14 protein-coding genes and 1 tRNA gene are annotated in these 12,584 nt (G+C 76.3%); 5 read left to right on the top strand and 10 right to left on the bottom strand.

What is annotated here, in order from left to right; genetic code table 11:
• Window positions 1-5: 5 nt before the first annotated feature.
• Window positions 6-353, bottom strand: coding sequence for a DUF488 domain-containing protein (locus tag GD970_RS14260; RefSeq protein ID WP_152203566.1), 348 nt, complete (start codon window positions 351-353; stop codon window positions 6-8).
• 57 nt (window positions 354-410) lie between these two features.
• Entirely contained in the window at window positions 411-1,493 is a 1,083-nt protein-coding gene (locus tag GD970_RS14255; RefSeq protein ID WP_152203565.1) for a helix-turn-helix domain-containing protein, read from the bottom strand.
• Window positions 1,494-1,610: 117 nt separating this feature from the next.
• Here GD970_RS14255 and GD970_RS14250 point away from each other — a divergent pair, with 117 nt between their 5' ends.
• A complete protein-coding gene (locus GD970_RS14250) occupies window positions 1,611-2,510 on the top strand; it encodes a ribonuclease Z (RefSeq protein WP_152203564.1) in 900 nt (299 codons plus the stop codon).
• 102 nt (window positions 2,511-2,612) lie between these two features.
• A complete protein-coding gene (locus GD970_RS14245; protein ID WP_152203563.1) occupies window positions 2,613-3,728 on the top strand; it encodes a maleylacetate reductase in 1,116 nt (371 codons plus the stop codon).
• A gap of 3 nt (window positions 3,729-3,731) precedes the next feature.
• On the opposite strand, the gene GD970_RS14240 is transcribed toward GD970_RS14245, so the two are convergent.
• From GD970_RS14240 to GD970_RS14210, 7 genes are all read right to left on the bottom strand, one after another.
• Window positions 3,732-4,658: a hypothetical protein gene (locus GD970_RS14240; RefSeq protein WP_152203562.1), complete on the bottom strand. Its 927-nt coding sequence runs from the start codon at window positions 4,656-4,658 to the stop codon at window positions 3,732-3,734.
• Window positions 4,659-4,720: 62 nt separating this feature from the next.
• Window positions 4,721-4,969, bottom strand: coding sequence for a hypothetical protein (locus GD970_RS14235; protein WP_152203561.1), 249 nt, complete (start codon window positions 4,967-4,969; stop codon window positions 4,721-4,723).
• A 112-nt stretch (window positions 4,970-5,081) separates the two neighbouring features.
• On the bottom strand, window positions 5,082-5,639 hold the full coding sequence (locus GD970_RS14230; protein WP_152203560.1) for a DUF2231 domain-containing protein: 558 nt from the start codon (window positions 5,637-5,639) through the stop codon (window positions 5,082-5,084).
• A gap of 237 nt (window positions 5,640-5,876) precedes the next feature.
• Window positions 5,877-6,860: an NAD(P)-dependent alcohol dehydrogenase gene (locus GD970_RS14225; RefSeq protein WP_226925356.1), complete on the bottom strand. Its 984-nt coding sequence runs from the start codon at window positions 6,858-6,860 to the stop codon at window positions 5,877-5,879.
• Between the two features lie 8 nt (window positions 6,861-6,868).
• Window positions 6,869-7,597: a DUF4386 domain-containing protein gene (locus tag GD970_RS14220; protein WP_211489825.1), complete on the bottom strand. Its 729-nt coding sequence runs from the start codon at window positions 7,595-7,597 to the stop codon at window positions 6,869-6,871.
• A gap of 25 nt (window positions 7,598-7,622) precedes the next feature.
• Window positions 7,623-7,889 carry a hypothetical protein gene (locus GD970_RS14215; RefSeq protein WP_152203558.1) on the bottom strand — a complete coding sequence of 89 codons (267 nt, stop codon included), beginning with the start codon at window positions 7,887-7,889 and terminating at the stop codon, window positions 7,623-7,625.
• A 167-nt stretch (window positions 7,890-8,056) separates the two neighbouring features.
• Window positions 8,057-10,858, bottom strand: a complete 2,802-nt coding sequence (locus GD970_RS14210; protein WP_152203557.1) for a LuxR C-terminal-related transcriptional regulator — start codon at window positions 10,856-10,858, stop codon at window positions 8,057-8,059.
• A 301-nt stretch (window positions 10,859-11,159) separates the two neighbouring features.
• Here GD970_RS14210 and GD970_RS21680 point away from each other — a divergent pair, with 301 nt between their 5' ends.
• From GD970_RS21680 to GD970_RS14200, 3 genes are all read left to right on the top strand, one after another.
• Window positions 11,160-11,306: a hypothetical protein gene (locus GD970_RS21680; protein WP_155524121.1), complete on the top strand. Its 147-nt coding sequence runs from the start codon at window positions 11,160-11,162 to the stop codon at window positions 11,304-11,306.
• Window positions 11,306-11,869: a hypothetical protein gene (locus GD970_RS14205; protein ID WP_152203556.1), complete on the top strand. Its 564-nt coding sequence runs from the start codon at window positions 11,306-11,308 to the stop codon at window positions 11,867-11,869. The genes GD970_RS21680 and GD970_RS14205 overlap by 1 nt, the downstream gene beginning before the upstream one ends.
• A 98-nt stretch (window positions 11,870-11,967) precedes the next feature.
• Complete coding sequence (locus GD970_RS14200) at window positions 11,968-12,348, top strand: tautomerase family protein (RefSeq protein WP_152203555.1); 381 nt, start codon at window positions 11,968-11,970, stop codon at window positions 12,346-12,348.
• A gap of 112 nt (window positions 12,349-12,460) precedes the next feature.
• Here GD970_RS14200 and GD970_RS14195 read toward each other — a convergent pair.
• Window positions 12,461-12,533, bottom strand: a tRNA-Arg gene (locus GD970_RS14195).
• Between the last annotated feature and the right edge of the window lie 51 nt (window positions 12,534-12,584).

The raw sequence follows: 12,584 nt of genomic DNA, 5'->3' as shown, positions 1-12,584 counted from the left end.
CCGGCTCAGCCGCCGGTGAGGTAGTCGCGCAGCACGACGGCCTGGTTGTGCTCGGTGTCCTTCGCCCCGTACAGCAGGGTCACCGTGCCGTGCTCGCGCTCGAGCTCGCGCAGCCGGTCCACCGCCGGGTTGGCGTCGAGCTCGGCGCGGTAGCGACGGGTGAACTCCGGGAAGAGGTCGGGGTCGTGGTGGAACTCCTTGCGCAGCTCGTTCGACGGCGCGACCTCCTTGAGCCAGAGGTCCACGTGCGCGTCGGCCTTGGCCAGGCCCCGGGGCCAGAGCCGGTCGACGAGCACGCGGGCGCCGCCGTCGTCGGCCGGCGGGTCGTAGACGCGGGCGACGGTGAAGGTCATGGGGCCATGGTGGCCCGTGCCGGCGCGTCCCGGAAGGGAATCCGGCAGCCGCAGCGGTCAGCCCAGCCGCGGGGCGTACTGGTCGAAGAACACCTTCGCGACGAGCTCGCGGCGGCTGGAGACGCCCGCCTTCTCGAACACCGACTTGAGGTGGTCCTGGATGGTGTAGCCCGACAGGTGCAGCTCGGCCGCGATCTCGCTCGTGCTGGCCCCGCGCAGGACGGCGCCGACCACGTCCCGCTCGCGGGGGCTCAGCCCGAGCGCGTCGACGATGAGCGGCACCACGTCCGGGGGGCCCGCCTCCTCGATGGTGACCACGACCTGGGGTGCCCCGCCCTCGTGGTGCTGGAGCGGGGCCGCGTGCAGGGCCAGCCACCGGCCGGTCCGGGCGCGCACCCGCGCCCGGGGCTCCGTGGCGAGGCGGCCGGACGCGAAGCCGCGGGCCGCGGCGATGATGGCGCCGAGCGCCACCGGCAGCGCCCCGCCCAGCGCGCCGCCGAGGTCGGCGACGAGCCGCTCGGCCGCCGCGGTGGACTGCACGACCCGGCCCGCGGCGTCGACCACGAGCACCCCCGGCCCGCCGGGCTCGGCGCGCCCGAGCTCCGCTTGCGCGCGGGCGGTGACGGCGGCGGCGCGCGTGCCGACCGCGAGCAGGGGCGCGACGGCGGCCACGACGTCGGCCTCGGCCGGGGTGAACGCGGCCGGGCCGCTCTCCCGGTACAGCGCCAGGGTGGCCCAGGCGACGCCGGCGACGACCAGCGCCGCGCGCAGCTCGTGCTCGACCCCGTAGATCTCGAACAGCTCGCGGTAGCGCGAGCTGCGGCGGGGGTCCCCGCCCGCCTCCTCCGCGAGGACCCCGACGGGGCGGGGGCGCCCGGCGAGGTCGGCGAAGAGGTTGACGTCGTCGAGGACGTACTCGTGGACGAGGAAGTCCTCGTCGTAGGCGCTGGTGAGGTGGCGCTTGACCGAGCCGGTCAGCAGCCCGGTCGCAGGGTCGAGCGTGCCGTGGCAGGCGGCGTCGAACGGCACCGTGCGGCCCAGCACGTCGAGCGCCGCCTCGACGTAGGCCGCCGGGTCCAGCCCCGCACGGACGACCGACTCGAGACGGCGGCGAACCGGCTCGACAGGGATGCTCGCCATGCGCACATGGTGGCGCCGATCCGGGCTTCCGGGGGCCGTTTCGTCCGGGACCGTCGTCAGGCGGGGGCAGGACGGCGCCCGGGTGACATCCCCGGGAGCTGCTGAGAGGGTCGGCGGGTGCGTGAGCTGATCGTGCTGGGCACCGCCTCGCAGGTGCCCACCCGGACCCGGAACCACAACGGCTACCTGCTGCGCTGGGACGGCGGGGGGCTGCTCTTCGACCCCGGCGAGGGCACCCAGCGGCAGATGATCCACGCCGGCGTGGCGGCGTCGTCGATCACCCGCATCTGCCTCACCCACGTCCACGGCGACCACTGCTTCGGCCTGCCCGGGGTGCTGGCCCGCATGGCGGTGGACGGCGTGGCCCACCCCGTCCACCTGCACTACCCCGCGTCCGGCGAGGAGGTGGTGCGCGCGCTGGTGGGCCTGGCCGGGCCGGGGATCGACCTGCGCCTGGTCCCGCACGGGGCGGCGGGTGAGGTCGCCGACGGGCTAACCGTGGCGCCGCTGGACCACCGGGTGGAGACCTACGGCTACCGGCTCACCGAGCCCGACGGCCGCACGCTGGTGCCCGAGCGGCTCGCGGCCGCCGGGCTGTCCGGGCCGGCGGTGGGCCGGCTGCAGCGCGAGGGCCGGGTGGGGGCGGTGCGGCTGGAGGACGTCAGCGTGCCGCGGCCGGGGCAGCGCTTCGCCCTCGTCATGGACACCGCGCCGTGCCCCGGGGCCGAGGAGCTCGCCGCGGGGGCGGACCTCCTCGTCGCCGAGTGCACCTTCGCCGACGAGGACGCCGACCTGGCCGCGGCGTACCGGCACCTCACCGCCGGGCAGGCCGGGGCCCTCGCCGGCCGGGCGGCGGCCCGCACGCTGGTGCTCACCCACTTCTCCGCGCGCTACCCCGACACCACCCACCTGGCCGCGCAGGCACGGGCGCGGGCGGGCCGGGCGCGGGTGCTGGCGGCCGCGGACCTCGACCGCGTCGCCCTGCCCCGCCGCCGCGACACCGCGCCGCGCGGGTGATCCGCACCCCATCGGCGCGCCGGAGCGCGATGATGTGAGCAGCGCGCGGGCCGGTCCGCCGCGGGCCGGCGCCGCACCGTCACCCGAGAGACGGAGGCTGCGATGCAGTTCACCTTCGAGACCTCGCCGGCGCGGGTGCTCTTCGGCCGCGGCGGGCTGCGCGCCGCGCTGCCGGCCGAGGTGGAGCGCCTGGGTGCCCAGCGGCTCATCGTCGTCGCCGACCCCGCCCACGAGATGCTCGCCCGGGAGGCCACCGCCCCGTTCGCCGAGGCCACGATCGCCTGGTTCACCGGCGTCGAGCAGCACGTGCCGGTCACCGTCGCCGAGCGCGCCGTCGCGCTCGCCCGGCAGCGCCGCGCCGACGCCGTGCTGAGCATCGGCGGCGGGTCCACCACCGGCACGGCGAAGATCATCGCCCGGGAGACCGGCCTGCCGATCCTCGCGGTGCCCACCACCTACGCCGGCACCGAGATGACGCCGGTGTGGGGGCTGACCCGCGGCGGGCGCCGCGAGACGGGCACCGACCCGGCGGTCCTGCCCCGCACGGTCGTCCTCGACCCCGACCTCACCGACCGGATGCCCCGCCGGCTCGCCGTCGCCTCGGCGCTGCACGCCATGGCGCACGTCATCGAGGCGCACTGGGCGCCCGGCGCCAACCCGGTCAGCTCGGCCCTGGCCGACGAGGCCATCCGGGCCCTGGCCACCGGGCTGCGCTCGCTCACCCGCGAGAGCCTGCGCGAGGCCGGCTCCCCCGAGGCGGCGCTGCGCGACCCGGTGGCGGCGTGGGTGGGCACGCCCATCGCCGCCGGGGAGCAGCTGCTCTACGGCGCGTTCCTCGCCGGCGGCACCTACGCCATCACCGGCACCGGGCTGCACCACACGATCTGCCACGTCCTCGGCGGCACCTTCCGCCTGCCCGACGCGGCGACCCACGCCGTCGTCCTGCCCAACGTCCTCGCGCTCAACGTCCCGGCGGTGCCGGTGGCCGCGGACCGCATCGCGCACGCCCTCGGCGCCGACGACGCCGTCGCCGGCATCCGGGCGCTGCTGGCCGAGGTCGGGGCCCCGCGCACCCTCGTCCAGCTCGGGCTGCGGGCCGACCAGCTGGAGGAGGCGATCGACCGGGTCAACGCCGTCCTGCCGATCGCGAACCCCCGGCCGGTGGGGCACGCCGAGGTGCGGGCGGTGCTCACGGCCTCGTTCGGCGAGGCGGCCTGAGGCTCAGCGCCGCTGCAGCCGCGCGAGCTTCTTGCGGGCGGCCGCGAGCGCGGCCGCCGCCTCGTCCCGGCTCTCCGCGGCGGCGTCGCGCTGGTCGTCGGCCGCGGCGAGGTCGTCCTCGACGCCGTGCAGCCGGGTCTCGCGATCGTCGATCTGACGCCGCAGCTCCTCGATCTCGGCGCGCAGCTGCAGCCCGCGGGCCTCGGCCTTGCGGACCTTCTCCTCCGCCCGGCGCAGCGCCCGCTCGGCGCCCTCGGCCACGAACTCGGCGGCGTCGACCGCCTCCTGGGCCTCCTCGACGGCGCGGGTGTTGTCCGGGACGACGTGCAGGCGCCCGCCGGTCTCCTCCCCCGGCTCCTCCGGCTCCGCCTCCGCACGAGGGGTCAGCTCGACGGCGCCGGGCACCGCCACCGCGCCGTCGAGGTCGACCCCGCCCAGCCCGGCGGGCTCGAGGGCGCGGACGAGCAGGCCGGTGCGCAGGGCGGCCGCGGCGTCGGCGTCGGTCATCGCGGCGTGGAGGGTGGTCTCGGCCTGCTCGGCGACGGCGGCGCTGACCTTGGTGCCGAGCTCGGCCGCCCGCGTGCCGGCCTGGCGCACCAGCGCGGCGGTCAGGCGCCGCCGCTGGCTCGTGAGGGTGCGCAGCTGGGCGGCGTCGAGGTCCTGCTGGGCCTGGCGCAGCGCCGCCCCGACCTCGAGCGCCTGGCCGATCTCCGTGCCCATGCGCCGGACCATGAGGTTGACCAGCCAGGCGGCGGTGGAGGGCTTGGGCAGGGCCTTGACCGCCTCGGCCAGGGCGGGGTCGCCGTCGGCCCTGGCCTGCTTGGCCCGGTCGTTGCGCGCCCGCGTGAACTGCCCCGGCTCGAGGCTGTACAGCTCCTCGGCCGCGGCGGCCAGCCCGGCCGGGGCCTCGGTGGTCTCGTGGGCGGTCATGTCGCACATCGCACCACCGGCCGCCCACGCGCGCGACCGGCGCGCGGGGCCGCCTGGGGACGTCAGCGCCGGGTGACGGCGTTGGCCCACAGCCAGGCGTAGCCCTCGCGCCCGTGGCCGTCGGTGTAGCGCACCCGCACCGCGCGTTGGGTCCAGGCCACCGCCACGCCGTCGACCGCCTCGTGCCCGCGGCGGGTGTGGATCCAGGCGCGGACCGGGAGGGGCTCGTCCGGCCGGGTCACCGGCCCGCCGTGCTGGGCGGGGCCGAGGCTGTGCGCCTGCTCGCTGAGCGGGACGGGTTCGACAGCCATGGCGCCAGCGTACCCGCTTCTCGAACGCGCGTTCGACAGGGTAGGTGTGCCGGCATCACCGTGCGCGGGGCCGAGGATGCTCGGTCGAGGGCGGCCGAGCGGCACCGGCGGGTCAGTCGGCCTCGCGCTCGGTGTGCTGGGGCGTCGTCTGGGCCACGCCGCCCCACGCGGCCCGGGCCCCGGAGTCCCCCACCCGGTAGCACTGCACGCCCGCCCCGAGCGCGACGACGACGGCCAGCGCGGCCACCGCGGTCGTGAGGACGTTGCCGCTGCGGCGCGCCTGCGCGCCCGGGCCCGCGCCGACCGGCGTGCCGGGTCGCGCGGTGACCCGGTCGCCCGGCAGCAGCGCCACCCGCCCGTGGCGCCGCTCGACCAGGACGAGGACCCACAGGATCGCCGCCAGCACGACGCCGATGTACAGCAGCTGCTCGCCCAGCTCGGCGTGGACGCTCGGGGTGCCCACCCGCCGCGCGAGCGCCTCGCCGGACTGCGTCGCCAGCGGCAGGAAGAACGCCGCGACGGTGGCGAGCACCGCGACGACCGGGGCGTAGCGTCGCCAGCGCGGCACGAGCACGACGGCGAGCGTGCCGAGCACCGTGAGCGGCACGAGCACGACGACGGCGTGCACGACGAGGGGATGCATCGGCAACCCGTTGATGAGGTCGAACATGGCGCGTCCTTCGCTCGGTGGCCCGGTCGGTGCAGGGTCGCACGGCGCCCCGCCCGCCGGGGCACGGACACGGCCCACCCCAGGGCGCCGGCTGTCCCGGGCGCCGGCTATGAGGTCATACGGTGCACGCGCTTCCTGGGATGTGCCCGGGAACGGGCTGGCACGACGGTGGGAGCCGACGCGGACCGCGGCACCTGGAGCGCGGCTGAGGCCCTCCGCGGCAACGGCGGTGGAGGTCTACCCCGCGTGGGAACGCCGGCCGGCGAGACCTGTCAGCACCACGTTGCCCCGCTTGCGCCCCGTGTCGACGAAGCCGTGCGCCGCGACGATCTCGGGGAGCTCGAAGGTGCGGTCGATCACCGCACGGAAGCGACCCGCCTCGGCCAGCCGGACCAGGTGGGCCAGGTCCTCGGCCCGGTACCTGCCCACGCTCGCGGTGACGAGCGTGCCGCTCCTCCGGCTGCGCCACGGCGCGAGCAGCACTCCTCGAAGGTCGGCGACGACCAGGAGCAACGCCCCACCCGGATTGAGGGACGCCGCGACCCGCTCGAAGGGGGCGTTGCCGACACAGTCGACGACGACGTCGTAGCGGCTGCCCTCGGCGGTGAAGTCGCGCTCGGTGTAGTCGATCACCCGGTCGGCGCCCAGGGAGGTGACCAGGGCGGCATTGGCGGCGCGGGACACGGCGGTGACGTGGGCACCGGCGTCCTTCGCCAGCTGCACGGCCGCCGTGCCCACCGCGCCGGACGCCCCGTTGACGAGCACCCTGGCGCCCGGCCGCAGCGCGACCTGGTTCAGGAAGCCCCGTGCCGTGATTCCTCCGAAGACGAGGGTCACCGCCTCCTCGAAGCTCATGTTGCGCGGTTTGGCCGTGATGGCGCCGTCCTGCGGCACCCGGGCGAGCTCGGCGTGCCCGCCGAACCGGCCCCCGAGCATCGCGATGACCTCGTCGCCGGGCCGGAACCTGGTGACGTCCCCGCCGACCGCCTCGACGACGCCGGCGACGTCCATGCCGAGCACGCGGCGGCGGGGCCGGAACGCCCCGATGCCCGCTGCGGCGAGCAGCCCCAGCCCGCGCGGGACGGAGCGGCTGCGGGCGCGGTGGTCGGCGGCGCTGACGGTGCTGGCGTGGACCCGGACGAGGACGTCGTCGCGGCCCAGGGACGGCGGGGGCACCTCCTCGACCCGCACGACCTGGGGGGCGCCGAACCGTCGGTACACCGCGGCCCTCATCGGACGACGCCCGCGGACAGCAGGGCGGTGAGCGGTGCGGGCCGGAAGCCCTTGACGGTGAGGTAGACGCCGAGGGCGAGCTCCCACACCGCGATCGGCAGCACCGCGATCCCCGTGAAGGCGGACACCGGCCCCCACAGGCCGAGCACCGTGCCCACGGTGGACGCGATCAGCAGGGGCGCCCCGACGAGTCCGAGCAGGGGCAGGATGCGCGGCACCAGGCCTGACCGGTAGAGCAGGGAGCCCAGCAGCACGGCGTTCACGGCGGGCATGGTGCTCTGCCCGAGCCGGAACAGCCAGTCGTACTGGGCGACCAACGCCTGGGCGGTGACGGACGCGTCCGCCCCGGCGCCGGCCTGCCGCAGGGTGACGATCGTCAGGAGGCTCGCGATGCCGGCGACGATGGTGGCGGCCTCCAGGACGCGGGCGCCCACGAAGGCCAGCGCGACCCCCTCGTTCTGCCGCTTGACCACCGGGTACAGCGCGACGGCGGTGCCGACGCAGGCCAGCGCCACGATCATCTCCAGGGCGCCGCCGGCGAGCGCGGGGGTGTCCGGGCCGGGCCCGGTGACGTAGCCGGGATCCTTGACCGGGCCGTAGAGGACGAAGCTCGGGATCGAGACGAAGGTGATCAGGTAGAGCACCCCCGCGGTGCGGGCGGTCCTCCTCAGGGAGCGCATCGGGACTCGGTCCGGTGCCGAGGTGGTGGGGGCGGTGGTGGACATGGCGGTCTCTCTTCCTTGGAGTGAATCAGCGGGGCTCGCCGGCGGGGGCCGCTGGCTGGCCGGGTTCGACCTGGGTGACGGACAGCAGCGGCAGGCCGACGTCGCGCACCCGCTGCAGCACGCCGTGCAGGGCGGCCTGGTCGGCGACCGGGCCCCGGAGGGTGGTGCCGTCGTCGGTGGCGAGGACGCTGAGGCCGTCGAACCAGGCGGCCCAGCGGGCGTCGAGGCGCCCCTGGACGCGGATCTCGTACCACCGGGGTTCGTCGTGCTGCCCGGCCGGTGTCGGCGTCATGGCGCTCCTCCTGTCTCCCGGCGGGGGCCGGCACGGTCCCGTGCGGCTCTTTGGGAAAGGTAGGAGCGAAGGTGGTGAGCGCGGATCACCCGATGTGGTGATCGTGATGGTGGTCCGCGCGGCCGCTCAGCACCGGCACGGGGCGGGGACGGGGGCGCCCGCCGGGCTCAGCGCGGCGCGGTGCGGCCGTGCGGCAGCAGGCCGAGCTCCTGGGCGCGGCGGACCGCCGCCCGGCGGCTGGTGGCGCCGAGCTTGGCGTAGATGTTCTTCGTGTGCGTGCGCACCGTGTTGACGGAGACGACGAGCTCGCGCGCGATGTCGGGGCCGCTGAGGTCGGTGCCGAGCAGCCGCAGCACGTCCAGCTCGCGGTCGCTGAGCGGGTCGACGAGGCCCGCGGGCGCGACGACCTCACGTCGGCCCGCGACGGCGAGGAGCCGGCGGACGTAGGCCCGGGAGTCGCCTTGCTTCTCGACGGCGCGCAGCACGCCGACCAGGGCACGGCCCTCGTCCGCGAACACGCGGACGTACCCCTCCGGCTCGGCCAGCGAGATCGCCCGGCGCAGCGCCGCCTGCGCCGCGGGGCCGTCACCGCGGGCCTGGTGGGCGCGCGCCTGCAGCACGAGGATCTCGATGACGGTGCCGGTCCGGCCGCCCTCCTCCGCCGCCCGCAGCAGGCGCGCCAGCAGCGCGGCCGCCTCGCGGAGCGCGCGATCGCCGTCGTCCGCGCCGTGCCGGGCGAGCAGCACCCGGGCCAGGGTGACGTGCTCGAACTCGCGCAGGTAGGTCAGGTCGTCGTCGGCGCCCAGGCCGTGCGCCCGCACCCAGCCGAGCGCCGCGTCGAGCTCCCCACGCGCGAGCCGCAGCCGGGCCCGCAGGGCCGGGATCGGGCGCACGTCGGGGAACATGTCGGGCGTGTACGCCCGCTCGGCGTCGTCGAGCAGCGCCAGCGCGGCGTCCGCGTCGCCCTCGAGCTCGCGGAGCCGGGCCGTCGCCACCCGCCACCGGTGCCCGTTCTGCGGCAGGCCGGCGTGCTCGCCCAGCCCCTCGCCCGCCAGCAGGTGCCGCCGGGCGGCGTCGAGCTCGTTCCGTTCGAGGAGCACCGCGGCCAGGCCCACGTGCATGTCGGCCGCGCCGCGGAGCACGGCCGGGCCGTGCCCGGTCGCCACCCGCAGCCCGCGCTCGTAGCCGGTCATCGCCTCGTGGAGGCGGCCCTGGGCGATGCGGATGTCGGCCAGGGCGAGGGTGCAGCCGAGGGTGTCGGCGTGGTGCCCGGCGCGCTCGAGGTTCGCGGCGGACTCGGCCCAGAACCGGTGCGCCGGCTCGAGGTCGCCGGTGGTCCAGTGCGCGAGCCCGAGCAGCCCGGCCGCCGCCCCCCGTTCGAGCGCCGCGTCCTCGCCGAGAAGGTCGAGGACCCGCCGCGCGTGCATGACGGTGGCGGCCACGTCCCCGCGGATCCTCGCCTGCGCCGCGCGGTAGACGGCGACCTCTCCCTGGATCTTGCGCACGCGCGGGTCCTGGCCTCCGGTCGAGGGCGGCGCGTCCTGGCCCGCGGTCGAGGGCGGCGCGTCCTGGCCCGCGGTCGAGGGCGGCGCGTCCTGCGCGTCCTCGCCCGTGTCCGCCCGCGCGGCGCTCAGGCGGGCCTCGACCCAGCGCTCGGCGTCGTGCAGGCGGGCCTCCACGCCGTCCAGCTCGCCGTGCATGAGCAGCGTCCCGGCGTGGGTCAGGCCCAGCTCCGGCCGGGCGCGAATCTCCGTCTCGGGCAGGGCCTCGAGCCAGCGGCGCAGCGTGGCCTCCTGGCGCAGCCGGCGCAGGGCCGGGAGGGCGAGCTCGACGAGGTCCGCCGCCCGCCCGCCGTCGTCACCGGCCAGCGCATGGCGGATCGCCTCGGCCCGCTCGCCGTTCCGCTCGTACCAGTCGCTCGCCCGCCGGTGGAGGCCCGGGACGTCGTCGGGCCGCTCGGCGAGCAGGCGGGCGTGCAGCACGTCGGCGAAGAGGTGGTGGTATCGGTACCACCGGCGGTGGTCGTCCAGCGGGACCAGGAACAGGTTCGCCCGCTCGAGGGCCGCCAGCCTCGCGGCGCCGCCGGCGGTACCGGTGACGGCGTCGCACAGCGGACCGCTCAGCCGGCCCAGGATCGACGTCCGGAGCAGGAAGTCGCGGACGTCGGCGGGCTGGCGCTGCAGGACCTCCTCGACCAGGTAGTCGACGACGTACCGGTCGTCCCCGCCGAAGCTCGCGACGAAGCCGGTGACGTCGTCCCGGTCGCGCAGCGAGAGCGCCGCCAGCTGCAGCGCGGCGATCCAGCCCTCGGTGCGCTCGTCGAGGACGGCGACCTCGCCCGCCGCCAGGGTCAGGCCCGTGCTCCGGCCCAGGTACGCCGCCGCCTCGTCGCGGGTGAAGCGCAGGTCCCGGGCGCGGATCTCCACGAGCTGACCCCGGGCGCGCAGGCGGGCCAGCGGCAGGGGCGGGTCGGCGCGGCCGGCGAGCACCACGCGCACGTGCGGAGGCAGGTGCTCGAGGAGGAACGCCAACCCGTCGTGGACCTCGCGCGCGTCGATGACGTGGTAGTCGTCGAGCACCAGGACGACGTCGTGCTGGAGCGCGTCGAGGTCGTTGAGGAGGGTCGCGAGGACGGTCTCCGTCGTCGACTGCGCCGACCGGAGCAGCGTCAGCGCCTCGGCGCCGATCCCGTCCACCGCCCGCTGGAGTGCGGCCACGACGTAGGTCCAGAACACCGCCGGGTCGTTGTCGCGGACGTCGAGCGAGAGCCAGGCCACGGACGGCGCCGCCGGAGCGGCGGCCAGCCACTGCGTCAGCAGGGTCGTCTTGCCGAACCCGGCCGGGGCGGACACGAGGGTCAGCTTCGGCGCGCCCGCCTCGCCCAGCCGCTCGGTCAGGCGGGGGCGCGCCACCAGCTCCTGCCGGCCTCGGGGGACGTGGAACTTGGTCTGGAGCAGCGGCCCTGCCATGACTCCCCTCCGCGGGTGGTGCGCGTCACGAACGCGCGGCGGGACACACCGTAGTGGTTCCGGCGCCGGGCGCGGGCCGCGGCCCGCACGGCACGCCCGGACCCGGCGGGCCCCACGGCACGCCCCGACTCGGCGGGCCCGCACGGCCCACCCCGACCCGGCGGGCCCCGGTGGGGATCTGGGACTTGTGGCGAGGCGAGCGACGCCAGATCATCTGCGGACACGCATCCGACGGCGGTTGCTGCGGCCGGGCGGGGCGCGTGCCGGCGGACGGTCCGCCGGCGGACGGAGGAGGCCCGAGATGACTGCTGTGCGCGACGTCGTGAGCACCCCGCACCTGGGAGACATCGGCGAGGAAGAGGAGGAGATCGAGGTGGTGCCCATGCCCACCGAGGTCCCGGTCCCCGAACCGTCGCCCGCGCCGGCGCCGGAGGAGGTCCCGGCCTGATGGAGCCGGACATCGCGGGCCCGGCCCTCGTGCTGGGTTCGGTGCGGGGGCGCCGCTCCTTCTGCGTGCTGCCCGACGGGCGCCTCACCGGCGTGTTCTTCCCCCAGGTCTGGCAGCCCGGCGAGAACCGGGCGTCGTGCTTCCACGACGGCGGCGTCGTCGTCCGCGAGCCGGACGGGCGGCTGGCCGTGCGGGGCTACTCGGTCCGCGACATCGGGGCCGCGCACGGCCTGCAGGGCTGCACCTGCGGCTTCTACGCCTACTACCGCGCCGATCCCTACGCCAGGCCCCGGCGGGTCTCCGGGATCATCGAGGGCTACGGCCGCGTCGTCCTCGGCACCAAGGGGTTCCGGGCGCAGAAGGCGCGCCTGGTCGCGCTGGTGCTGCCCGAGGAGCTCCCGGGGTCCGAGAACGCCCCGACCGACGCGGTGCCGGCGGACGGGCGGCTCGCGCCGGGCGACGGCGCCCGCGTCCGTGAGCGCTATCCCGACGTCGCCGTCTTCCCGCGGGAGGAGGCCATGGTGGTCGCATTCCCGCCCACGGAGGACGGCCCTACCCTGTGAGCACGCCGTGAGACGAGCGGCGCCGTCGTCCTCGGGCGACGGCGCCCGTGCTCGACGTGCCTGACCCACTGCTCCCCACGTGAGAATGCGAGCCGACGATGCCTCTCGTCCGCGTCGACCTGCCTGCATCGACCCCGCCGGCCGATCGTGAGGCGATCGTGGAGGTGATCTACGACGCGCTCGTCACCGTCGCCGGGGCACCGGCCGACGACAAGTTCATGGTCGTCACCGAGCACGACCGGGCCGGCCTGGTCCTGGACCCGCACTACGTCGTCGAGCGCAGCGAGCGCGCGCTGATCGTCCAGATCACCCTGAACGCCGGGCGCACCGTGGAGGTCAAGAAGAACCTCTACCGGTCGATCGCCGACGGCCTGCACGACCGTATCGGCCTGCGCCCCGAGGACGTGTTCATCAGTCTGGTCGAGGTCCCCAAGGAGAACTGGTCCTTCGGCCTCGGCGAGGCGCAGTACGTCGACTGACACCGGCGAGCCGCAGGACGGCCACCGGGACCTCCCGCATCCAGCCGGCGAGGGCCCACAAAACACGATCGGCACCATCCCGACTGTTCCTCGCGATGATGCCGATCAGCTGTGCGCCCGGAGGGACTCGAACCCCCAACCTTCTGATCCGTAGTCAGATGCTCTATCCATTGAGCTACGGGCGCCTGGCCGCTTGGGCCGGGTTCGACTTTAGCGTGCCGGGGCGGCGCGATCCA

The sequence above is a fragment of the Georgenia thermotolerans genome (assembly GCF_009193185.1).
GTDB lineage: Bacteria > Actinomycetota > Actinomycetes > Actinomycetales > Actinomycetaceae > Georgenia > Georgenia thermotolerans.
The sequence above is the reverse complement of the archived record's forward strand: the minus strand, read 5'-3'. Positions and strand labels throughout refer to the sequence as shown.

What these genes read in the sequence shown, in the direction of transcription:
- GD970_RS14235 (WP_152203561.1), bottom strand. Translation starts at nt 4,969, where the DNA reads ATGGCTGTCGAACCCGTCCCGCTCAGCGAGCAGGCGCACAGCCTCGGC.
- GD970_RS14255 (WP_152203565.1), bottom strand. Translation starts at nt 1,493, where the DNA reads ATGGCGAGCATCCCTGTCGAGCCGGTTCGCCGCCGTCTCGAGTCGGTC.
- GD970_RS14210 (WP_152203557.1), bottom strand. Translation starts at nt 10,858, where the DNA reads ATGGCAGGGCCGCTGCTCCAGACCAAGTTCCACGTCCCCCGAGGCCGG.
- GD970_RS14260 (WP_152203566.1), bottom strand. Translation starts at nt 353, where the DNA reads ATGACCTTCACCGTCGCCCGCGTCTACGACCCGCCGGCCGACGACGGC.
- GD970_RS14230 (WP_152203560.1), bottom strand. Translation starts at nt 5,639, where the DNA reads ATGTTCGACCTCATCAACGGGTTGCCGATGCATCCCCTCGTCGTGCAC.
- GD970_RS14220 (WP_211489825.1), bottom strand. Translation starts at nt 7,597, where the DNA reads ATGTCCACCACCGCCCCCACCACCTCGGCACCGGACCGAGTCCCGATG.
- GD970_RS21680 (WP_155524121.1), top strand. Translation starts at nt 11,160, where the DNA reads ATGACTGCTGTGCGCGACGTCGTGAGCACCCCGCACCTGGGAGACATC.
- GD970_RS14215 (WP_152203558.1), bottom strand. Translation starts at nt 7,889, where the DNA reads ATGACGCCGACACCGGCCGGGCAGCACGACGAACCCCGGTGGTACGAG.
- GD970_RS14200 (WP_152203555.1), top strand. Translation starts at nt 11,968, where the DNA reads ATGCCTCTCGTCCGCGTCGACCTGCCTGCATCGACCCCGCCGGCCGAT.
- GD970_RS14245 (WP_152203563.1), top strand. Translation starts at nt 2,613, where the DNA reads ATGCAGTTCACCTTCGAGACCTCGCCGGCGCGGGTGCTCTTCGGCCGC.
- GD970_RS14240 (WP_152203562.1), bottom strand. Translation starts at nt 4,658, where the DNA reads ATGACCGCCCACGAGACCACCGAGGCCCCGGCCGGGCTGGCCGCCGCG.
- GD970_RS14205 (WP_152203556.1), top strand. Translation starts at nt 11,306, where the DNA reads ATGGAGCCGGACATCGCGGGCCCGGCCCTCGTGCTGGGTTCGGTGCGG.